At 73.4% G+C, this 21,533-nt stretch carries 19 protein-coding genes; 8 read left to right on the top strand and 11 right to left on the bottom strand.

The window, feature by feature from the left end; all coding sequences use genetic code 11:
• Position 1 precedes the first annotated feature (1 nt).
• Entirely contained in the window at positions 2–478 is a 477-nt protein-coding gene (locus ACZ4IF_RS04780) for a hypothetical protein (protein ID WP_467559524.1), read from the bottom strand.
• Positions 479–633: 155 nt separating this feature from the next.
• On the opposite strand from ACZ4IF_RS04780, the gene ACZ4IF_RS04775 reads away from it, so the two are divergent.
• Positions 634–1,023, top strand: a complete 390-nt coding sequence (locus tag ACZ4IF_RS04775) for a hypothetical protein (protein WP_467559975.1) — start codon at positions 634–636, stop codon at positions 1,021–1,023.
• Positions 1,024–1,115: 92 nt separating this feature from the next.
• Positions 1,116–2,564 carry a S28 family serine protease gene (locus ACZ4IF_RS04770; RefSeq protein WP_467559522.1) on the top strand — a complete coding sequence of 483 codons (1,449 nt, stop codon included), beginning with the start codon at positions 1,116–1,118 and terminating at the stop codon, positions 2,562–2,564.
• A 28-nt stretch (positions 2,565–2,592) separates the two neighbouring features.
• Here the strand turns inward: ACZ4IF_RS04770 and ACZ4IF_RS04765 are convergent, their stop codons facing one another.
• The 3 genes from ACZ4IF_RS04765 to ACZ4IF_RS04755 all read right to left on the bottom strand — a co-directional run bounded on the left by ACZ4IF_RS04765 (position 2,593) and on the right by ACZ4IF_RS04755 (position 6,904).
• Positions 2,593–3,231 (bottom strand): hypothetical protein, encoded by a 639-nt coding sequence (locus ACZ4IF_RS04765; protein ID WP_467559520.1) that lies wholly within the window; start codon positions 3,229–3,231, stop codon positions 2,593–2,595.
• A gap of 164 nt (positions 3,232–3,395) precedes the next feature.
• Positions 3,396–5,294, bottom strand: a complete 1,899-nt coding sequence (locus ACZ4IF_RS04760; protein ID WP_467559518.1) for a glycoside hydrolase family 3 protein — start codon at positions 5,292–5,294, stop codon at positions 3,396–3,398.
• Between the two features lie 698 nt (positions 5,295–5,992).
• On the bottom strand, positions 5,993–6,904 hold the full coding sequence (locus ACZ4IF_RS04755; protein ID WP_467559516.1) for a LysR family transcriptional regulator: 912 nt from the start codon (positions 6,902–6,904) through the stop codon (positions 5,993–5,995).
• Between the two features lie 88 nt (positions 6,905–6,992).
• On the opposite strand from ACZ4IF_RS04755, the gene ACZ4IF_RS04750 reads away from it, so the two are divergent.
• The gene (locus tag ACZ4IF_RS04750; protein ID WP_467559514.1) at positions 6,993–7,901 is read left to right on the top strand and encodes an EamA family transporter; all 909 of its coding nucleotides are present in this window, start codon (positions 6,993–6,995) and stop codon (positions 7,899–7,901) included.
• A gap of 4 nt (positions 7,902–7,905) precedes the next feature.
• A complete protein-coding gene (gene aroA, locus ACZ4IF_RS04745) occupies positions 7,906–9,141 on the top strand; it encodes a 3-phosphoshikimate 1-carboxyvinyltransferase (RefSeq protein WP_467559512.1) in 1,236 nt (411 codons plus the stop codon).
• A gap of 34 nt (positions 9,142–9,175) precedes the next feature.
• Here aroA and ACZ4IF_RS04740 read toward each other — a convergent pair whose 3' ends face one another.
• Positions 9,176–10,819, bottom strand: coding sequence for a caspase, EACC1-associated type (locus ACZ4IF_RS04740; protein WP_467559510.1), 1,644 nt, complete (start codon positions 10,817–10,819; stop codon positions 9,176–9,178).
• Between the two features lie 206 nt (positions 10,820–11,025).
• Here ACZ4IF_RS04740 and ACZ4IF_RS04735 point away from each other — a divergent pair, with 206 nt between their 5' ends.
• Positions 11,026–11,670, top strand: a complete 645-nt coding sequence (locus ACZ4IF_RS04735; RefSeq protein ID WP_467559508.1) for a GNAT family N-acetyltransferase — start codon at positions 11,026–11,028, stop codon at positions 11,668–11,670.
• A gap of 77 nt (positions 11,671–11,747) precedes the next feature.
• On the opposite strand, the gene ACZ4IF_RS04730 is transcribed toward ACZ4IF_RS04735, so the two are convergent.
• The 4 genes from ACZ4IF_RS04730 to ACZ4IF_RS04715 all read right to left on the bottom strand — a co-directional run bounded on the left by ACZ4IF_RS04730 (position 11,748) and on the right by ACZ4IF_RS04715 (position 15,742).
• A complete protein-coding gene (locus ACZ4IF_RS04730; RefSeq protein WP_467559506.1) occupies positions 11,748–12,548 on the bottom strand; it encodes a sugar phosphate isomerase/epimerase family protein in 801 nt (266 codons plus the stop codon).
• 55 nt (positions 12,549–12,603) lie between these two features.
• Entirely contained in the window at positions 12,604–13,536 is a 933-nt protein-coding gene (locus ACZ4IF_RS04725) for a bifunctional helix-turn-helix transcriptional regulator/GNAT family N-acetyltransferase (RefSeq protein ID WP_467559504.1), read from the bottom strand.
• Between the two features lie 379 nt (positions 13,537–13,915).
• On the bottom strand, positions 13,916–14,512 hold the full coding sequence (locus tag ACZ4IF_RS04720; RefSeq protein ID WP_467559502.1) for a dihydrofolate reductase family protein: 597 nt from the start codon (positions 14,510–14,512) through the stop codon (positions 13,916–13,918).
• 180 nt (positions 14,513–14,692) lie between these two features.
• Positions 14,693–15,742 carry a LacI family DNA-binding transcriptional regulator gene (locus tag ACZ4IF_RS04715; RefSeq protein ID WP_467559500.1) on the bottom strand — a complete coding sequence of 350 codons (1,050 nt, stop codon included), beginning with the start codon at positions 15,740–15,742 and terminating at the stop codon, positions 14,693–14,695.
• Positions 15,743–16,696: 954 nt separating this feature from the next.
• Between ACZ4IF_RS04715 and ACZ4IF_RS04710 the strand changes: the two genes are divergently transcribed.
• Genes ACZ4IF_RS04710 through ACZ4IF_RS04700 form a run of 3 tightly spaced genes read left to right on the top strand, consistent with a single transcriptional unit; the run spans position 16,697 to position 19,823 of the window.
• On the top strand, positions 16,697–17,848 hold the full coding sequence (locus ACZ4IF_RS04710) for a Gfo/Idh/MocA family protein (RefSeq protein ID WP_467559498.1): 1,152 nt from the start codon (positions 16,697–16,699) through the stop codon (positions 17,846–17,848).
• Complete coding sequence (locus tag ACZ4IF_RS04705) at positions 17,845–18,999, top strand: dihydrodipicolinate synthase family protein (RefSeq protein ID WP_467559496.1); 1,155 nt, start codon at positions 17,845–17,847, stop codon at positions 18,997–18,999. The genes ACZ4IF_RS04710 and ACZ4IF_RS04705 overlap by 4 nt, the downstream gene beginning before the upstream one ends.
• Positions 18,996–19,823 (top strand): sugar phosphate isomerase/epimerase family protein, encoded by an 828-nt coding sequence (locus ACZ4IF_RS04700; RefSeq protein ID WP_467559494.1) that lies wholly within the window; start codon positions 18,996–18,998, stop codon positions 19,821–19,823. The genes ACZ4IF_RS04705 and ACZ4IF_RS04700 overlap by 4 nt, the downstream gene beginning before the upstream one ends.
• 305 nt (positions 19,824–20,128) lie before the next feature.
• Here the strand turns inward: ACZ4IF_RS04700 and rbsD are convergent, their stop codons facing one another.
• Both rbsD and ACZ4IF_RS04690 read right to left on the bottom strand, forming a co-directional pair.
• Positions 20,129–20,518: a D-ribose pyranase gene (rbsD, locus tag ACZ4IF_RS04695; RefSeq protein WP_359499917.1), complete on the bottom strand. Its 390-nt coding sequence runs from the start codon at positions 20,516–20,518 to the stop codon at positions 20,129–20,131.
• Positions 20,515–21,417, bottom strand: a complete 903-nt coding sequence (locus tag ACZ4IF_RS04690) for a ribokinase (RefSeq protein ID WP_467559492.1) — start codon at positions 21,415–21,417, stop codon at positions 20,515–20,517. The genes rbsD and ACZ4IF_RS04690 overlap by 4 nt, the downstream gene beginning before the upstream one ends.
• Between the last annotated feature and the right edge of the window lie 116 nt (positions 21,418–21,533).

Raw genomic sequence — 21,533 nt, 5'->3', positions numbered from 1 at the left:
GTCAGGACCTGGGCTTGATGTCGGAGATCTTCTTCGTGGCGAGGTCGGACTGCACCGTCAGATAGGTGTACGTCGGGTGCTGGGCGGACCCCCAGGTCAGGCGGACCGTCGACCAGGTGTGGCCCATGCCGCTGTCCCCGGGCGTGACCTTCCAGGCGCGCGGCACGTCCTGGGCGCGCAGGACGCCGTCCGCGTGTTGGCGGTTCTCCCAGGTGGCCAGGCGCGAGCGGAGGCCCGAGGTCAGGTAGAAGCCGCGCAACTGGCTGTCGAGGCGGCCGGATCCGGAGTCGGTCACCGCGTCGATGTAGGCGCCGTAGAAGTCGGCCACCCGGTCGTAGGCGGGGCCGTTGCTGCCGCTGCGCGCCGGTGGCGGTGCGGTGGAACTGGCGACTGCGGGCACGGAGGCGCCGGCCGTGGCGAGGAGGGCCGCCGCGACGAGTGCGCGCGTGGTGGTACGAGAGGGCTTCATGCCGGTCATGGATTACCGCCTTTCGTTTTCCGACCAGTTGGACCTCGGGTAAACGGGCACGGTTGCCCCAAACTCGGAAAAAACCTCTCATGGGCGAACGCAACCATCCGACGTACGTCGTGCGTCCGTACACCAGTACGCTGATTGCTGCGGGAGGGACGACAGTGGACAGTGGTGCGATACGCCGACGGCTGGCGATCGGTACGGCCGTGCTGACCGTCTCCGGCCTGTTCGCCCTCGCGAGCCCCGGCAGCGCGCAGGCCGCCACCTCCTACTGCGGCGGACGCAAGGTCCGCACCCTGCCCTTCTCGACCGGTTCGGTGCAGGTCTACAAGCGCGGCGGCTACGTCTGCGCCGTCACCTTCCCCACGACGCACGGCGGCCGCAGGACGATGTCCGTCAGCGTGCAGGCGCGTGGCAACCGGCCCGTGGTCGACTCCGGCCACTTCGCCCACCACGCGGGCCCGGTGACCGTGCACGCCGGCCACCGCTGCGTCCGGATCAAGGGCTCGGTGGGCTCGGGCTCGGTGAACTCGGGCTGGATTCTGTGCTGAGTCGCTGACGCGTTCACGCAAGCACCCCTGGTGTCACGGGAGTTGCTCCGCTAGGTTCCGGCGGACATCTGCGTAATCCCAGGGGAGGGTGCATGCGCAAGGCGCTCAGATGGCTGCTGGCGCTCACCGTGCTCATAGGCACGCTGAGCACGGCCGGGGCGGCCACCGCCGCCCAGCCGGAGGCCACCGGCACCAACGGCACGACCAGCGAGGACATCAAGGACCGGCTGCTCGCGATACCGGGCATGAGCCTCATCCAGGAGAAGCCCTACACCGGCTACCGGTACTTCGTCCTCAACTACACCCAGCCGGTGGACCACCGGCACCCGTCCAAGGGCACGTTCCAGCAGCGGATCACCGTGCTGCACAAGGACACGGCGCGCCCGACGGTCTTCTACACCGGCGGCTACAACGTCTCCACCACGCCCAGCCGCCGTGAGCCGACCCAGATCGTGGACGGCAACCAGGTCTCCATGGAGTACCGCTTCTTCACCCCGTCCCGTCCCGCCCCGGCCGACTGGTCCAAGCTCGACATCTGGCAGGCGGCCAGCGACCAGCACCGCATCTTCGAGGCGCTGAAGCCGATCTACGGCAAGAAGTGGATCTCCACGGGCGGCTCCAAGGGCGGTATGACCGCCACGTACTACGAGCGGTTCTACCCGCGCGACATGGACGGCGTCGTCGCGTACGTCGCACCCAACGACGTCGTCAACCAGGAGGACTCCGCCTACGACCGCTTCTTCGCGGGTGTCGGCACCAAGGAGTGCCGGGACAAGCTGAACGCCGTGCAGCGCGAGGCGCTGGTGCGCCGGGAGCCGCTGGAGAAGAAGTACGCGGCCTACGCCGCCGACAACGGCTACACGTTCACCACCATCGGCAGCCTCGACCGGGCGTACGAGGCGGTCGTGCTCGACTACGTGTGGGGCTTCTGGCAGTACAGCCTGCTGTCCGACTGCGACGCGATCCCCGCGGACGCCGCGCACGCGACGGACGACGACATCTGGAACTCGGTGGACTCCATCTCCGGCTTCTCGGCCTACACCGACCAGGGTCTGGAGACCTACACGCCGTACTACTACCAGGCGGGCACCCAGCTCGGCGCGCCCACGATCCACTTCCCGTACATCGAGAAGACGTACATCCGCTACGGCTACCAGCCGCCACGCAACTTCGTGCCGCGGTCCATCCCGATGAAGTTCCAGCCGTCGGCGATGCGTGACGTCGACAGCTGGGTCCGCCACAACGCCCACCACATGCTGTTCGTCTACGGCCAGAACGACCCGTGGGGAGCCGAGCGCTTCCGCCTCGGTTCCGGCGCGCGCGACTCCTACGTCTTCACGGCACCGGGCCTGAACCACGGTGCCAACGTCGCCGGTCTCGTGGCCGACGAGAAGGCGCTCGCGACCGCGCGCATCCTGGAATGGGCGGGCGTGGCCTCCAGCACGGTCCGGTCGGACCCGTCGGCCGCGAAGCCGCTGGCCGCGTTCGACGCGAAGCTGGACCGGCGTGACGTGGAGCGGGAGCCCGCCCTGCGTCCGTGACCCGCGCCGCGTGGGCTGTGTCCGTCCGCTACACGGGGCGGGCGCAGCCCACCGGCCTGTCGCCGCCGAGCTGCACGTACAGCTCCGTGGACGCCGGGCACTTCGCCCGGATGGTGACCGCCGACGTGACCTTGTACTCCGGGGGGTTCTTGCCCTTGCCGTCGCAGGCCGTCTCGCGGACCTGCCCGGTGCCCGCGCCGTAGACGCAGTCGCCGACGACGGTGCGGGGACCTCCGCCGCCGCCCGGGTCGCCGGGGTGCGGGGGTTCGAGCTTGCGCATGCAGGCGTAGCCCTGGGGGATCGCGCCGTCGCCGTCCTCGTCGGAGGAGGGCCGCGTCTCACTGATGTGCAGGACGAAGTCGGTGGTCGCGGGGCAGGACGGCCCGTCCGCCACCTTGCCGTCGTAGCGGGCGACCACCCGGGCCGCCGCCCGTTCGCTGGAGCACGGCACCTCGGTGAAGCTGGTGGTGCCGAAGGAGCTGCACTCGTCGCGGGCCAGGAACTCCGCCCCGTAGCCCGACGGCCGCTTCGAGGCCGTGGCCGTGCCGTGCGTGTCCTGCGCGGAGCCGGAGTTGGTCCAGCGCTGGCAGCCGCAGAGCACGGCGAGGGCCAGCGCGAGCGCGCACACCGCCCCGATGGAACCCCGACCCGACCCGCTGGCTCGCATGGCTGCCCCCCGATACCCCCGTCCAGCGTGACCCGCGGCAGCGGGCACACGCCAGACGTGCGGGGGCCTTTGCGCCAGTTGGGGGCGGGGCGCGGGTGGTGCGGCGTAGCCGTCGTACGACGGATGGACCGGGCGTACGACAGCGGGTGTCCGACCCGGTGGCCCTAGAAGCGCAACCCGTAGCCGATCGGATAGAGCTCCTTCGTCGGATCGTCGGCCCGCTGGACCGGCACGGGCAGTTCGCCCCGCGGACGCACCCGCCCGGCGATCACCCGTGCGGCGGCGCGCAGTTCGACGTCCGTCCAGGAGTAGGCGGCCAGACAGGCGCCCACACCCGGGAGCTGGGCGACGTCGTACGGGTTGCGGATCGCGACGGCGATCACCGGCACGCCGGTGGCGACCAGCTGGTCGACGAGCGTCTTCTGACTGCCGGCCGCCGTCACGTTGTACGTGCCGACGACCACCGCGTCCACGTCCTTCGCCGCCGCGACCGCCTTGGCGATCGTCGCCGTCGAGGGTGCCGTGCCGGTGGACAGGGCCGTCGCCGTGAAGCCCAGTTCGGTGAGGGCGCCCGCGAGCACCGTGGTGGGCGGTCCGTCCGACAGGGACGGAGAAGCCGGGTCCGCTCCCACGACCAGTACCTTCGGAGTGCGCCTGCGCGACAGCGGCAGCAGACCCTCCTTGTTGACCAGCAGAGTGGTGGTGCGCTCGGCGATCCGGTCGGCCTCCTTCAGGTGCGCCGGGATGCCCACCACGCGGTCGACACCGGCGTCGCTGACGTACGGGTCGGACAGCAGGCCCAGTTTCGACTTCAGGCGCAGGATGCGCAGGATCGACTCGTCGAGGCGCGCCTCGGTCAGTTCGCCGCCGCGCACGGCGTTCAGGACCGCGTTCCACGCCACTTCCATCGAGGGCGGGTTGAGGAGCTGGTCGACGCCCGCCTTGAGCGCGAGGACGGGCACCCGGTCGTCGCCGTACTTCGTCCGGACGCCCTCCATGCCGAGCGCGTCCGTCACCACGACCCCGTCGTAGCCGAGCTCCTCACGCAGGATGCCGGTGAGGATCGGGTGCGAGAGCGTGGCGGGATCGCCCGCCGGATCGAGCGCCGGGACCATGATGTGCGCGGTCATGATGGAGTCGATGCCGGCCCGGATCGCCGCGCGGAACGGTACGGCGTCCAGCGTCTCCCACACCTCGCGGCTGTGCGTGATGACCGGGAAGCCGAAGTGGCTGTCCACCGCGGTGTCGCCGTGGCCGGGGAAGTGCTTGGCCGTGGCCGCGACGCCCGAGCTCTGGTACCCCTTCACCTCGGCGGCCACCAGGCCGGCCACCGCGTCCGGGTCGGCGCCGAAGGACCGTACGCCGATGACCGGGTTGGCCGGGTTGACGTTCACGTCGGCGACCGGGGAGTAGTCCTGGCGGATGCCGAGGGCGTGCAGTTCGGTGCCGCCGATGCGGCCCACCGTGCGCGCGTCGGACCGCGATCCGCCCGCGCCCAGCGCCATCGCGCCCGGGAACAGCGTCGCGGGCTTGCCCACGCGTGCCACTATCCCGTGCTCCTGGTCGGTGGACACGAGGAGGGGCAGCCCGCCCGGCTGGTCCAGCGAGGCCTTCTGGAGGCCGTTGGAGAGTGCCGCGATCTGGTGCGGATCGCGGGTGTTGTGCGCCCACGCGAAGTAGATGATGCCGCCGACACGGTACTTGGCGATCAGCTCGGCGGCCGTCCGGATGCCGAGTTCCTTGAGGTTGGCGTCGATGTCGGCCTGGTCGGGCGCGGTGGCCGAGTGGCCGTACACCCGCGAGACGAAGACCTGCCCGACCTTCTCCTCCAGCGTCATACGGGAGATCAGGGCGCGGAGTTGCCTGTCGTCGTGCCGGCCCGCCGGGGCGGTCGTGCCGGCGGCCTGGGCGGCGGACGCGGTGGTGCCGGTGGCCAGGGCGCCGGTGACGCCCGCCGTCGCGGCGAGAACGGTACGCCGGGACGGTCTCGGCGGCCCCGACCGCTCCGACGGTCTGTACGGGTCGTTCGGTCTTGCGGTGCTTCCCGTGCTGGAGTCGCGCACGTGCGCCCCTTCCCTCGTGAAGGAAACTTCCGAGGAGCCACGATTATCCGGAAAGTTTCTTCCAGTCAAGAGTGTGCACAGTAACGCGGGTTGGGGCCGCCACCGGCGCAGTTGGAGGGGGGCGCGCCGGTGACGGCGTGCTGTCGGCCGCAGGCGGCGGAGAGGGTGGTCAGCGATCGCAGCCAGCAGCGAGGCCGACACCGCACTGCGGAGACTCGTCCGGCAGCACGCACATGGGACGAAGGCCGAACCTCCCGGGTTCCCCCCTTCGCCCCCACCCCCGAAAGTCGTGACGTGGGTGCCCCAGGAGCCGAATGAGCCCCCCGAAGGGGGTGCCCACGCCCTACGGCCGCACCGGCCCGACAGGGGGCGTTGTGGCCCAGGGCTCCGCCGGACGGTGTCGTCGACCGAGGCGTCGGCGGGTGTCGCCCCGGAGGCACGGCGGGCGGTGCCGTCGACTGCGGGCAATCGTGCCGCCGGGGGGCACGGGCGGGCGCAGCGGCACCCCGCCGGCGCCGGGTTGCGCAGCGGGCCCGCACCCGGACCCGAGCGGGCCCCGGCCGGACAACCGGCCCGTGCGGGGCGGCGCGCGACGCGTGAGCGGAGGCAGACCCATGGCCCGGACGGGGTGTCGGCAAGGCGCCCCAGCAGGCGCAGAGGGCGGGACAGCGGGACGGCGGCCCCGGCGGGCCGTGGGATCAGCCGTGCTCCGAGACCAGAGGCCAGTGCCCCTGAAGCGTCCGCACCGTCTCCGCGATGGCCGGCCGCCGCGCCGCCCCCGCCCGCCACAGTGCGTACAACCGCCGTACGGGCATGGGATCCAGCGGCACCTCCACGACCCCGTCCGGCAGGGCCCCGCGCCCGAGCCGTGGAATGAGCGCCACGCCGAGCCCCGCGGCGACGAGCGCGACCAGTGTCGGGTTCTCGTCGGCCTGGTGCACGATGTCCGGCTCGCACCCCGCCGCCCGCAGCGTCCGCACCAGCCAGTCGTGGCACACCCGCCCCGGCGGCTGACAGATCCACCGCTCTCCCGCGAGATCCTCGCGCCGCACGGCGGCCCGCCCGGCGAACGGATGCCCCGCGGGGACGAGCAGGTCGCACAGGTCGTCCCCGATCACCGCCTGCTCCACCCCGGCCGGGGCGGGCAGCGGCGCGATGTCCCAGTCGTGCGCGACGGCCAGGTCCACCGCGCCCTTGGCGACCAGGCCGACGGACAGGTGCGGGTCGACCTCCGACAGCCGGGTGTCCAGCGCGGGATGCCGGACCGCGAGATCCGCCAGCACGCCCGGCATCAGCCCGCGCGCCGCCGAGGCGAACGCGGCCACGGTCAGCCGCCCCGCGGGCAGCCCCCGCCGCTCCTCCAGTTCGGTCTCGGCCCGTTCCACGAGCGCCATCAACTCCTGTGCGGTGGCGGCGAGTCGCTCGGCCTGCTCGGTGAGCCGCACACCGCGCCCCTGCCGCTCCAGGAGCACGGTCCTGGTCTCCCGCTCCAGCTTCGCGATCTGCTGGGACACCGCCGACGGGGTGTATCCGAGCGCTGCCGCGGCGGCGCCGACCGTGCCGTGCACGGACACGGCGTGCAGGGCGCGCAGGCGTTGCAGATCGAGCACGGCCCGCCCCTTTCATTAGGAATGCTTCATCCCATCATGCAGTAGACTTTGCTGGTGCTTAACGGTCGGCCCAGGCGATCCTCGACCCATGCGACCCGCCCACATCTGCCTCGCCGTCCTCGTCGCCGCCGTCTGGGGCGTCAACTTCACGGTCATCGAGGTCGGCCTCGACCACTTCCCGCCCCTCCTCTTCTCGGCCCTCCGCTTCCTGGTGGCGGCCCTGCCCGCGGTGTTCTTCGTGGGCCGGCCCAAGGTCGCCTGGAGGTGGATCGTGTCGGTGGGACTCGTGCTGGGCGTGGCGAAGTTCGGGCTGCTGTTCATCGGGATGGACGCGGGCATGCCGGCGGGGTTGTCCTCCCTCGTCCTGCAGATCCAGGCCGTCTTCACGGCGCTGATCGCCTTCGCGGCGCTCGGCGAACGCCCCACCCGCGTACGGCTGGCGGGCATGGCGGTGGCGCTCTGCGGGGTGGGCCTGGCCGCCCTGGACGAAGGCGCGTCCGGCCCCCTCGGCGCCTTCGCCCTGGTCGTCGCCGCCGCGGCCTGCTGGGGCCTGTCCAACGTCCTCACCCGCAAGGCGTCCCCGCCCGACTCGCTCAACTTCATGGTGTGGGTGAGCACCGTCCCCGTCCTGCCGCTGCTCGGCCTGTCGCTGCTGACGGAGGGCCCGTCCCGGGACCTCGACGCGCTGCGCGCCCTGGACCCGCAGGGTGCGGCCGTCATCGTCTACGTCGCCTGGATCACCACGGTCCTCGGCTTCGGCGCGTGGGGCCGGCTGCTGCACCGGTACCCCGCCTCCACGGTGGCCCCCTTCTCGCTCCTCGTGCCGGTCTTCGGGATGTCCTCGGCCGCGCTGCTCCTGGGCGAGCCGGTCGGCCCGCTGCGGTGGGGCGCGGCGGCGCTGCTGGTCGGCGGCGTGGCGCTGACCTCGTTCGCGGCGCCGACGCGGGTCCATCTGGCGGACGTTCCAGCGCAGGAGCGGGCGCGGGAGCCAGCATGAGGGCATGGCCGTCGTCGACATCCCCGGTTCCAAGTCCATCACCGCCCGCGCCCTCTTCCTGGCGGCGGCTGCCGACGGGGTCACCACCCTCGTGCGCCCGCTCCGCTCGGACGACACGGAGGGCTTCGCGGAGGGGCTGACCCGGCTCGGCTACCGCGTCGGACGGGCCCCGGAGGCCTGGCACGTGGACGGCCGCCCGCAGGGCCCCGCCGTGCCCGAGGCCGACGTCCACTGCCGGGACGGCGCGACCACCGCCCGCTTCCTGCCGACGCTGGCGGCGGCCGGACACGGCAGGTACCGCTTCGACGCGTCGGCCCAGATGCGCCGCCGGCCACTGCTCCCGCTCACCCGGGCGCTGCGCGACCTGGGGGTGGACCTGCGGCACGAGGAGGCCGAGGGCCACCATCCGCTGCGCATCGCGGCGGCCGGGGTGACGGGCGGCGACGTGACCCTGGACGCGGGCCAGTCCTCGCAGTACCTGACGGCGCTGCTCCTGCTGGGCCCGCTGACCCGCGAGGGCCTGCGGATCGAGGTCACCGACCTCGTGTCGGCGCCGTACGTCGACATCACCGTCGCGATGATGCGGGCCTTCGGGGCGGACGTGCGCCGCGACGGCGCCGTCTTCACCGTGCCGCCCGGCGGCTACCGCGCCACCACCTACGCCGTCGAGCCGGACGCCTCCACCGCGAGCTACTTCTTCGCGGCGGCCGCGCTGACCGGCGGCGAGGTCACCGTACGGGGCCTCGGTGAGGAGGCGCTCCAGGGCGATCTGCGGTTCGTGGACGTGCTGCGCCGCATGGGGGCGCGGGTGGACGTCGGCCGTGACGCCACCACGGTGTCGGGCACCGGGCGGCTGGCGGGCGTCACGGTGAACATGCGGGACATCTCCGACACGATGCCGACACTTGCCGCGATCGCGCCCTTCGCCTCCGGACCGGTGCGCATCGAGGACGTCGGCAACACCCGGGTGAAGGAGTGCGACCGCCTCGAAGCCTGCGCGGAGAATCTGCGGCGGCTGGGCGTCCGGGCACGGACCGGCCCCGACTGGATCGAGATCCACCCCGGCATCCCCGCCCCGGCCGAGATCAGGACGTACGGGGACCATCGCGTCGTCATGTCGTTCGCCGTCACCTCGCTGCGCGCCCCCGGGATCACGTTCGACGACCCGGGGTGCGTCCGCAAGACGTTCCCGGCCTTCCACGAGGCGTTCGCGCGGCTGCGGGCGGCACTGCCAGCCTGACGCCTCGGTCCGGGGCGCCGTCCGGCCCCCGGACTCAGCCGCGGATCTCGACACGCGCCAGGAGCGCGCCGCGGCCGCCGCCCCGCAGGTGCGTCACCCCCTGGCTCGGGAGCCGCAGGGTCCGGCCGTCCGGGAAGCCCTGGGGAAGGGCGATCGTCTTCCGGCCGTCCAGGGTGTCCACGGTGAGCTTGCCGCCCGTCGCCGCCAGGGCGCGGGAGACGGTCACGGTGCGGTGCAGGTCGTCGCCCACACGCCGGAAGACGGGGTGGGGGAGTTCCACGATCTCGACGTACAGGTCGGCCGGCTCGCCTCCGCCGGGACCGACCTCTCCCTGGCCGGCGAACTTGATCCGGGTGCCGTTGTCGACGCCCGCGGGGATCCGCACGGTGAGCGTGCGCCGGGAACGGACCCTGCCGTCGCCGTGGCAGACGGGACAGCGCGTGGGCAGGACCGTGCCGTAGCCCTCGCACGTCCGGCAGACGCGGGAGTCGGCGCCCTGGCCGAAGAAGCTCCGCCGCGGCCCGGTCTCGCCGCGGCCCCCGCAGGTGTCGCACCGGACAGGCCGGGTCCCCGGTGCCGTCCCCTCGCCCGAGCAGGCCGAGCACACCACGGCCGTGTCCAGCTGGAGTTCCCTGTCGACCCCGAACGCGGTCTCCTCCAGCGGGAGTTCGAGCCGGATCAGCGCGTCGGAGCCGCGGCGTTCGCGCGACCGGCGGCGGTCGGCCGTCCGTGTCCCCGTCCGTTTCCCCGCTTCGTCCGAGTCGAAGAACCGGTCCATGATCTCCACCAGGTCCGGCTGCTCCGCGGACGCGGTCCCGGCCGTGGACGGAGCCCCGGACACGGGCGTGCCGGAGGCGTCCGGTGCGGGCGGCGCGGCGAAGGCGTCCTGCGCGGGCGGTGTGCGCGGCATGGGCGGGATGCGGGTGTCCCCGGCCCGCGCCGTCCGCGCGATCGTCACCTGGTACTCCAGGTCGGCCCACATCCGTGGGGTCTGCTTCGCCCCGGCGCCGTGCAGGGACTCGTACACGTAGTCGTACAGCTCGGTGACCGTGATCCGGCCGTCCCCGTTCAGGTCCGCCGCTCCGGTGCCCAGACCGTGGATCAGCGCGCCCGTGAACAGGGAGGGCCGGGGCGTCATGGACTCGACGCGCTTGCCCTCCCACGCGTACTCGGTGCGGCTGGTCGCGGTCAGCACGACACGTCCGTGGCCGCCGAGTTCGTCGCGCAGGTGCACCTGGTCGTCCGCCGACTTCGCGCCGTGCAGGAAGGCGCCGCTGTAGCAGCAGTCGAGGAGCACGACGACCGTGCGGGCGCGGCAGCGTTCCATGCGGTCGCGCAGGAAGGCGGCCGGGACGGCGCTCGAGGCGGGCAGGTCGCGGTCCGTGTCGCGCGCGGCGAAGTACAGGCGCCCGTCGTCGTCCTTGATGCCGTGACAGGACATGTGCAGCAGGAGCAGGTCGTCGCGGCTGCGGTCCATGAAGAAGCGGTCCACAGCGCGCATCACCCGGCTCGCCGGCGCGTCCTCGACCTGATCGGTCCGGAAGTCGCCGATGCGGGGGTCGGACAGCACGCCGGCGAGGCCCGCGCAGTCCTGTGCGGGTGAGCGCAGTGCGTGGAACCTGCCGTCGTCGTACGCCCCGGTCGCGATCAGGAGGGCGTCCCTGCGGCCTGCGCCCATCTCGTCCCCCGTTTCCGAACTGCGCCCAGTCTAGGGGTGAACACCCCTTCAGGACGCGGGAGTCGACCGAGGTCCCGCGGGGCACACCGGTCCGCCCGGATATTCCGTTCGACGGGCCCGGAGACGTACGGAAGACTCTGCCGGGCCGCGGCGAGCCGTTCGCCGGGCCGGCCGTGCGGTCGTGCGGGACGAAGGGGTGCCGGGCGTTGGGCTTTCATCTGGAGGGGCCGGTTCTCGAAGGCGCGCTGGTGCGTCTGGAGCCGCTCGGGCACGGGCACACCGCCGACCTCGTCGCGGCCGCGGAGGAGCAGCGCGACTCGTACGCGTTCACCTGGGTGCCCAGGGCCGCGGAGGTCGGCGACTACATCGACGCGCAGCTCGCGCGTGCCGCCGACGGACGGCTCGCCCCCTACGCCCAGGTGTCCGTCGCCACGGGGCGCGCGGTCGGCGCGACCTCCTACTGGGAGCCGCGCTGCTGGCGGTCGGACGACCGGCTCGACGCGATCGAGGTCGGATTCACCTGGCTGGCCGCGTCCGCGCAGGGCACGGGTGTGAACGCCGAGGCCAAGCTGCTGCTGTTCCGGCACGCCTTCGAAGCGTGGGAGGTCTCCCGTGTCGACCTGAAGACCGACGCGCGCAACAGCCGCTCCCGCGCGGCGATCGAGAGCGTCGGCGCCCGCTTCGAGGGAGTCCTGCGCAACTGGTCCCGCTCCTGGGCCCCCGGCGAGGACGGCCGGCTGCGGGACTCCGCGATCTACTCGATCACGGCGGACGAGTGGCTCGCGTGCCGCGACCGGCTGGCGGAGCGGGTGCGCAGGGCGGTCCTGGCGGCCGGGGAGACCGTGGCGTAGCCGTACGCCGCGTCACCGCACCGGCGGACGTACCGGGGAGCGTCGGACGCGGCGGGAGGAGCCGGCGGACCGCGCTCTCAGGCGGACTCGTTCAGCAGCCGGGCCAGGTGCTCACGGCCCGCGGTCAGCAGGTCCGGCAGCGGGGCCGCGCCTTCGTACCAGCGTTTCTCGTACTCCCAGCACAGCCAGCCGTCCCAGCCCCGGCGGGACAGCAGTTCCACGCACTCGGCGAGCGGCAGGGCGCCCGCGCCGAGCGGCAGCGGGGTGCTGTCCTCGGCCGACGCGATGTCCTTGACCTGGACGTATCCGAGGTACGGGGACAGTGCCGCGTACGTGTCCGCGGGCTGTTCGCCGCCCAGCCAGGTGTGCATCACGTCCCACAGCGCGCCCACCTGCCGGTGCCCGACCGGTCCGAGGATCCGGATCACGTCGGCTCCCGTGCGGTGCGAGTCGTGGGTCTCCAGGAGGATGCGGACACCGGCGTCGGCGGCGTGTTCCGCGGCCGTGCCGAGGCGGCGGGCCGCCGTCGCGTCGGACTCGCCCGGATCCTGGTCCGCGTCGCCGCCCGGGAAGACGCGCACGAACGGCGCGCCCAGGTCCCGGGCCAGGTCGACCAGTTCGCGGATCTCCGCCAGCACGGGGGCGTCGTCGCCCGGTGCCGCCACCCGCGCGTACCCCGCGAGGCCCAGGATCTCGATGCCCAGCGACTTGAACGCGGCCGCCACGTCGGCCCGTTCGGCCGCGGTGAGGCCCGGGTGCACGGGCTCCTCGGGATGGGCGCGCAGTTCCACGCCGTGGTATCCGTGCGCGGCGGCGAGCCGCACGACGTCGGGGACCGGGAGCCCGGGTACGCCCAGGGTGGAGAACGCCAGTTTCATGGGGCGGACCCTACGGGGTGGTGCTGCCGCGAGGAAGGCGGCCGTCGAGTCCGGGTCATTCGTGTCCGCCGTGCAGGTCCCGGCGCCAGTCCTGGCCGACGAGGTCCGCCCCGAACGAGCGGTGGGGCTTCTCGGAGACCAGGACGAAGCCATGGCGCTGGTAGAGCCGGCGAGCGGCGGCCAGGACGTCGTTGGTCCACAGGACGAGCTCGCGGTAGCCGACGCCGCGGGCGAAGTCGACGCAGGCGCCGATGAGCCGGTCCCCGATGCCGAGTCCGCGCGCGTCGGGCTCGACGAGGAGGAGGCGGAGCCGGGCCGTGCCGGGCGCGTCGTCGCGGACGCACATCACGCAGCCCACGGGCCGTCCGCCGAGCTCGGCGATCCACACACGTTCCAGGTGCGGGTCGTGGTCCCCCGCGAAGTCGGCGACGATCCGCGCGACGAGGCTCTCGTAGTCGGTGTTCCAGCCGTACTCGGCCGCGTACAGCGCGGCGTTGCGCTGCACGATCCAGCCGAGGTCGCCGGGGCCGGGCTCACGCAGTACGACGTCCTCGGGGCCGGGGGAGCGGCCGTCCCCCAGGATCGTGCGCACCGTGCGCATCGCTTCGGCGAGCCGCGGCCGGTCGACGGGCGGCACGGTCGCGAGCAGCGTGCCGACCGTCTCCCGGGCCCGCTCGTCGAGCAGGCCGGCGGCGTCCCGGCCGCGCGCGGTGAGGGTGATGCGGCGGCGGCGCGGATCCGTCTCGGAGGGGGCGCGCTCGACCAGTCCGTCCTGCTCGAACTTGTTGAGGATGCGGCTCAGGTAGCCGGAGTCCAGCGAGAGCTCGGTGCGCAGGTCGGCGGCGTCGGCGCCCCGGGAGTGGGCGAGCTCGTAGAGCACCCGGGACTCCGTGAGCGTGTACGGGGCGTAGAGGTGGCGGCCGTAGTCGAGCGCGCCGATGACGTTCGTGTAGAAGCGGTTGAAGGAGCGGATGTCCTGGACGGTCATGGTGGGCTCCGCGAGGTCTGTTCTGGGCGGTCCCTGGAGGATCGGCCCCCGGATGGCTGACTCAGTCAGAGATGTCGACGCTCCGAGCATAGGCCGGACCCCCACGCACCGCCTACCCCCGGGCTCTCGGCCTCGGCCCTGCCGCGGCGCACCGCTCACCCCCGGGGCCCTCGGCCTCGGCCCTGCCGCGGCGCACCGCTCACCCCCGGGGCTCTCGGCCTCGGCCGGGCCCGCCGACGTCAGCCCCCCCGGAGCGGCGTTCCGCCGCGGCCGGATCACCGTGCACCGCTCGTCCCCGGAGCCCGCTCCGGCCGGGCCGCCGTGCCCTCGGCGGCCCCTCCCCCTCGGCCGGGGTGGCGCACTCCGCCCCGGCGCGCCCTCACGCCGCGTCGGCCGGTCGGTAGACGCACACCTCCACGCCCGTCTTGCCCGTGGCGGAGGAGACCAGTTCGAGCGGGCGCTTCACCCCGTCGACGGGGAAGATCGACTTGCCGCCGCCGAGGATCACCGGCATCCGGATGAGCTGGAGCTCGTCGACCAGGCCCTCGCTCAGCAGGGTCCGCACGAGGGTGGGGCTGCCCATCATCGCCAGGTCCCCGCCTTCGGCCGCGCGAAGCTCCCGGACGCGGGCGACGGCCTGGTCGCCGGGGATCAGCGTGGTGTTGTTCCAGGTGAGGTCGGACTCGTCGAGCGTGCCGGACACCACGTACTTCGGCAGGGAGTTCATCCGGTCGGCGAACGGGTCGCCCGCGCGCTCGGGCCACGCCGCGGCCATCGTCTGCCAGGTGCGGCGTCCGAAGAGGAGCGCCTCGGCCTTGCCGAGCCCTTCGGCGAAGGCGCCGCCCACGACCTCCGGGTCGAAGTAGGGGTGGGACCAGCCGCCGTGGGCGAAGCCGCCGTCGGTGTCCTCCTCGGGGCCGCCGGGCGCCTGCACGACACCGTCGAGGCTGATGAAGGCACTGATCACGATACGCATGGGAGGTGCTCCTCTTCGTCGTTCTTCATCGGTCGTTCCGTTACGGCAATGAAGACCGCGGTGCCGCCGAGAACTCATCGCTCCGTGCACCGCGTTCTGAAAGAGGCCCTTCGCGGAGCACCGGGCCCGTGGTCCGCGTGCGCTCCGAGCCCCGTGGCACCTCCGTGCACCCCGGGTGGCTCAGCCCCGAGGCGCCCCCGTGGACCCGCGGACCATCAACTCCCCGCGCACCGTGGCGATCCCGCCGGGCGGCGGCTCCTCGCGCCCCATGGCGATCCGCCCGGCGCGGGCGCCCGCCTCGGTGAGGGGGAGCCGCACGGTGGTGAGCGCGGGCACCGCGTCGATGCTGAACGGCAAATCGTCGAAGCCCGCGACGGACACGTCGTCGGGGATGCGCAGACCGGAGTCGCGCAGCGCGGCACAGGCGCCGAGCGCGACCGTGTCGTTGGCGGCGACGACGGCCGTCAGGGACGGGTCGCGGCGCAGGAGTTCGAGGGTCGCCTCGTATCCCGAGCGGCGGTCGTAGCGGCCGTGCACGGTCCACCGTGGATCGTCCTCGACGCCGTGCGCGGCCAGCGCGGCGCGGTGGCCCTCCAGCCGGTGCCGGGTGGTCGTGCGCTCCTCGGGGCCCGCGATGTAGCCGAGCCGCCGGTGGCCGAGGCCGACCAGGTGCTCGGTGAGTTCCCGGCCGCCGCCCCGGTTGTCGAAGGTGAGCGCGATCGCCTCGGGGGCCTCGGGCGCGGGCGGACGTCCGCAGAGGACGACCCGGGTGCCCGCCTCGGCCAGCCTGCGCAGCTTCGCGGAGACGGCCGCCGCGTGCGTGGCGTCCTCGATCGCGCCGCCGGTGAGGACGACGGCGGCCGCGCGCTGACGCTGCAGGAGTGTGAGGTAGGTGAGCTCGCGCTCGGGGGAGCCGCCGGTGTTGCACACGACACCCAGCCGCTCGCCGCCGGCGCGTCCGCCGGGTCCGCCGATCTCGGACTGGATCGCGGCCGCCATGATCCCGAAGAAGGGGTCGGCGATGTCGTTGACCAGGATGCCGACCAGGTCGGAGGTCGCCGCCGCGAGCGAGCTCGCGGGCCCGTTCAGCACGTAGTCCAGTTCGTCCACCGCACGCAGTACCCGCTCGCGTGTGGACGCCGCGACGGGATAGTTCCCGTTCAGCACCCGGGACACGGTCGCGGGCGAGACCTGTGCGCGGGCCGCCACGTCCGCCAGGGTCACGGTCATCTCGTCGTCCTCCGGTCACGCATCTCGTTGTCCTCGTTCTCAGGGACGCGGACGCGCGTCATGCGGTCCGTGCCCATGCCCCAGCCCTGCACCGTCCGTCCGCGGCAACCCGCACCGCGACCGTGAACGGTCCGACCGCGGCAACCTGCACCACAGCCAGCCGTACGCCGCCCGTCCTGCGACGGCCTGCGCCACAGCCACGCCGCCCGTCCTGCGACGGCCTGCGCCACAGCCACGCCGCCCGTCCTGCGACGGCCTGCGCCACAGCCACGCCGCCCGTCCTGCGACGACGTGTGCCGAAGCAGCATGCCGTCCGTCCGCGGCAACCCGCACCGCGGCCGTACACCGCCGGACCGCGGCAACCCGCACCGCGGCCACGCCGCCCCTCCCGCCACGGCCTGCGCCGAAGCGGCACCCGCGTCCGGACGGACCCCGTCCGGACGGCTGCAGACCGCGCGCCGCGGCCGTCGGCCGTCCGGCCGCACACCCGCGGCAGGTCCCGGGGCCCGGGGCCACACCGCGCGGTCGTACACCGGCCAACCGCACCGCCGTACGCCGCGACGACACCCGCCGTAACGGCGTACGCCCGCACGCCGTGCGGCCGTCGGGCCGTCCGTCGTGCCGCGGTACGTCATTCCGTCGCACGCCGTGCGGCCGTCCGGCCGTACCTCGTGCGGCGGTCCCGGCCGCACGCCGTACGGCCGTGCCCGTGGGCAGCCGCAAGGTCCCAGGTCCGTGGCCCGGACCGGTCACGCACGGCTGTCACGTGCGGGTACATCCGACCGTGCCCATGGCCTCCACGTCCAGCCGTCCGGAGGGTCGAACATCTCCTCGCTCGCGTGGTCTTGTCCGATCGGCCCGGCAGAGGCTAGCTTCTCTCTGGATAGAAAGCGCTTGCTGTTCTGCTCACCAGTAGGGCGTGACGGCGCGGAACTCGCGTACGAAGGGAATGACGTGACACGCAAGACGGTGCGGATCGCCATGAACGGCGTGACGGGACGCATGGGCTACCGCCAGCACCTCGTCCGCTCGATTCTCGCCCTGCGCGACCAAGGCGGCCTCGACCTCGGGGACGGCACCGTGCTGTGGCCCGAACCGGTCCTCGTGGGCCGCCGCGAGCACGCCCTGCGGGCCCTCGCCGAGCAGCACGGCCTCGAGCACTGGTCGACGGACCTGGACTCCGTCCTCGCCGACCCGACGACCGACATCTACTTCGACGCGCAGGTCACCTCCGCCCGCGAGGAGGCCATCCGGAAGGCCGTCGCCGCCGGCAAGCACATCTACACCGAGAAGCCCACCGCCACCGGTCTCGACGGCGCCCTCGAACTGGCCCGGCTCGCCCACGAGAAGGGCGTCAAGCACGGCGTCGTCCAGGACAAGCTCTTCCTCCCCGGCCTGCTGAAGCTGAAGCGGCTCATCGACGGCGGCTTCTTCGGGCGGATCCTGTCCGTCCGCGGCGAGTTCGGCTACTGGGTCTTCGAGGGCGACTGGCAGAGCGCCCAGCGCCCCTCCTGGAACTACCGCGCGGAGGACGGCGGCGGCATCGTCGTCGACATGTTCCCGCACTGGGAGTACGTCCTGCACGAGCTGTTCGGACGGGTCACCTCCGTGCAGGCGCTCACCGCCACGCACGTCCCGCAGCGCTGGGACGAGCAGGACAAGCCGTACGACGCCACCGCCGACGACGCCGCGTACGGCATCTTCGAGCTGGAGGGCGGCGCCGTCGCGCAGATCAACTCGTCCTGGGCCGTGCGCGTCAACCGCGACGAGCTCGTCGAGTTCCAGGTCGACGGCACCGAGGGCTCCGCCGTCGCGGGGCTGCGCAACTGCCGCGTCCAGCACCGGTCCGCGACCCCCAAGCCGGTCTGGAACCCGGACATCCCCGCCACCTACTCCTTCCGCGACCAATGGCAGGAGGTCCCCGACAACACGGAGTTCGACAACGGCTTCAAGGCGCAGTGGGAGCTCTTCCTCAAGCACGTCTACGCCGGTACGCCCTACCACTGGGACCTGCTCGCCGGCGCCCGCGGCGTCCAGCTCGCCGAGCTGGGCCTGAAGTCCTCGGCCGAGGGCCGCCGCCTCGACGTGCCGGAGATCTCCCTGTGACCCTCCGACTCCCGGACGCGGCCGGCCGGCTGAGGACGTACCGGCCGCGCACCGAGCCGCTCACCGTCACCACCGGGGCGCCGCTCGCCTCCCGCACGGTCTACTCGGCCGCGCACGTCGTCGCCGACCCGTACGCCGACGTCTCGCCCGACTCGCCCGCCGCGATCGACTGGGACGCCACCCTCGCCTTCCGGCGTCACCTGTGGTCGCACGGCCTCGGTGTCGCCGAGGCCATGGACACCGCGCAGCGCGGGATGGGCCTGGACTGGGCGGGCGCGGCCGAACTCGTCCGCCGCAGTTCCGCCGAGGCCCGCGCCGTCGGCGGCCGGATCGCCTGCGGAGTGGGCACCGACCAGCTGACGGGCCCGGCCTCCCTGTCGGAGATCCGCACGGCCTACGAGGAACAGCTCGCCGTGGCCGAGGAGGCGGGCGGCCGGGCGATCCTCATGGCGTCCCGGGCGCTGGCCGCGACCGCCGCCGGACCCGAGGACTACCTGGAGGTCTACGGCCATCTGCTCCGGCAGGCCGCCGACCCGGTGATCCTGCACTGGCTGGGCCCGATGTTCGACCCGGCCCTGGAGGGCTACTGGGGCTCGTCCGACCTCGACGCCGCGACCGCCACCTTCCTGGAGGTCATCGCCGCCCACCCGGACAAGGTCGACGGCATCAAGGTCTCGCTGCTGGACGCGCAGCGGGAGGTCGACCTGCGACGCCGCCTCCCGGACGGCGTCCGCTGCTACACCGGCGACGACTTCAACTACCCGGAGCTGATCGCGGGAGACGAGCGGGGCTTCAGCCACGCGCTGCTCGGCATCTTCGACCCGCTGGGCCCGCTCGCCGCGCAGGCGGTACGGGTCCTGGACACCGGCGACGTCAAGGGCTTCCGTGAACTCCTCGACCCCACGGTCGAGTTGTCCCGCCACCTGTTCCAGGCGCCGACGCGCTTCTACAAGACGGGCGTGGTGTTCCTGGCCTGGCTGGCCGGCCACCAGGAGCACTTCACCATGGTGGGCGGGCTCCAGTCGGCCCGCTCGCTGCCGCACTTCGCCCGTGCCTACGAACTGGCGGACGGACTGGGCCTGTTCCCGAACCCGGAGCTGGCCGAGGCACGGATGAAGTCCCTGCTGGCCCTGTACGGAGTGACCCCATGAGCCTCGCCCGTTTCTCCATCAACCAGATGACGGTCAAGCAGCTGTCCCTGCCGGAACTCGTCGACGCCTGCCGGGAACTGGGCGTCCCCGGCGTCGGCCTGTGGCGCGAGCCCGTCCGGGCCCACGGACTGCAGGCCACGGCCGAACTCGTCCGCGACGCCGGCCTGACGGTGACGACACTGTGCCGCGGCGGCTTTCTCACCGCGACCGACCCGGCCGAGCGCGCGCGGGCCCTGGACGACAACCGGGCCGCGGTCGACGAGGCGGCGACGCTCGGTACGGACACCCTGGTGCTGGTGTCCGGCGGTCTGCCGGCCGGCTCCAAGGACCTGCACGGCGCGCGGGAGCGTATCGCCGACGCCCTCGGCGAACTGGGCCCGTACGCCGCCGCCCGCGGCGTGCGCCTGGCCGTCGAACCGCTGCACCCCATGTACGCGGCGGACCGCTGTGTGGTGTCGACCCTCGCCCAGGCCCTCGACCTCGCGGAGCGTTTCCCCGCCGAGCAGGTCGGCGTCACGGTCGACACGTACCACCTCTGGTGGGACGACACGGCCCCCGCCCAGATCGCCCGCGCGGGTGCCTCCGGCCGCATCCACTCCTTCCAGCTGGCCGACTGGACCACCCCACTGCCGGAGGGCGTCCTCAACGGCCGCGGCCAGATCGGCGACGGCGCGATCGACATGCGCGAGTGGCGGTCCCACGTCGAGAAGGCCGGGTACGACGGCCCGATCGAGGTCGAACTCTTCAACGACGCGCTGTGGGCGCGGGACGGGCGGGAGGTGCTGGCCGAGACCGCGCAGCGGTTCCTCGCCCACGCCGTCTGAGGCGCCCGGCGGCCCGGTACGTGTTGCCGGAAAAAATCTTGGAAAGCCCGTGCAACCCTCCCCGTACCTCGCGGGTCGTACTTGGCATCAGGACTTCTGGAGGGGGGATCTGGGGGGATCCGCGGGGGTTCTGATACGGAGGGGAAAGCCGAGGGGCCCGGTCGACGGACCGGGCCCCTCGAAGTCTTCCGGAATGACGTCCGACACGGATGTCCGCGCCCGTCGCCCCCGGCAGGCGCCGGTGCGGCGCGCGACCGTGGTCCGCCGCCGAGGCCCGTCCGTGGCGCCCGGGGCCCCGGACCGGCCTAGAAGAAGACCCCGCAGTGCAGCAGGACGTTCGCGTAGGGCCGCGCCTCACCGGTGCGGACGATCAGCTTCGCACCCGCCGACAGCGCCTTGAGCTCCTCGTGCGGCACGAGTTCGAGGGCGGGGAAGTGCCCCGTGAGCAGCCGCGTCGCCGCCGGGTTGGCCTCGCGGACCTCGCGCGCGGCCGTCGCGCCCTCGATCACCAGCTCGTCCAGCAGACCTTCCAGCACCTCGGCGAAGGACGGCACTCCGGCCCGGAACGCGAGGTCGACGAGGCGCGGGCCGGCGGGCACGGGCATTCCCGCGTCGCACACCAGGACCCCGTCGCCGTGGCCCAGCCCGGCGAGCGCGCCCGCGAGATGACGGTTCAGGATTCCGGCCTTCTTCACAGCGCCGCGACCTCCTCGGCGGTGGGGAAGGACTCCTGCGCCCCCGGCCGGGTGACGGCGGCGGCGCCGACCCGGGCCGCGTACCCGGCGGCCTGTGCCAGCGACTCGCCGAGGCCCAGCCGCCAGGCCAGCGCCGCGGTGAACGCGTCACCCGCACCCGTGGTGTCCACGGCCTCCACCGGCACGGACGGCACCCGGACCCGGGCGCCCGCCCGCTCGGCCACCAGCGCGCCCCGGGCGCCCAGCGTGATGACCACCGAACGCGGGCCGAGCGCGAGCAGGGCCTCCGCCCAGTCCTCGGGACGTTCCCCGAGCTCCGTGCCGGCGATCACCCGGGCCTCGTGCTCGTTCACGATCAGCGGGTCGCAGGCCGCGAGCACCTCGGGGGGCAGGGCCTGCGGAGGCGAGGGGTTCAGCACGAAACGACCGCCGTCCGCGAGATGCCGTACGGCCTCCGCGACCGACTCCAGCGGTACCTCCAGCTGAGCCGACACCACCCGGGAGGCCTGGAACAGGCTTCCCGCCGCGCGCACGTCCTCGGGCGTCAGCCGCCCGTTGGCGCCGGGGGACACCACGATGCTGTTGTCCCCGGACGGGTCCACCGTGATCAGCGCGACGCCGGTGGGCGCCCCGCCGACCAGCACGCCGACGGTGTCGACGCCGGCCTCGCGCTGCGAGTCGAGCAGCAGCCGGCCGTGCGCGTCGTCGCCGACCCGGGCCAGCAGGGCGGTACGGGCGCCGAGACGGGCGGCGGCGGCCGCCTGGTTGGCGCCCTTGCCGCCCGGGTGGACGACGAGGTCGGAGCCGAGCACCGTCTCGCCGGCCGCGGGCCGCCGCTCGACCCCGATCACCAGGTCGGCGTTGGCCGATCCGATGACCAGAAGGTCGTAGTCGTACATGAACTGTCTCCCTGCTTGGGTGGGTCGGGGCGGCGGTGCGGTATTGCGCGACCGTCGTCAGGTGGGCCGGGGCGGTGTCCCCGGGGGGTTCCCGCACATCCGGGCGGGTGCCCGGG

The sequence above is a fragment of the Streptomyces sp. NPDC025784 genome (assembly GCF_055558435.1).
This window is presented reverse-complemented; position numbering and strand designations above follow the sequence as displayed.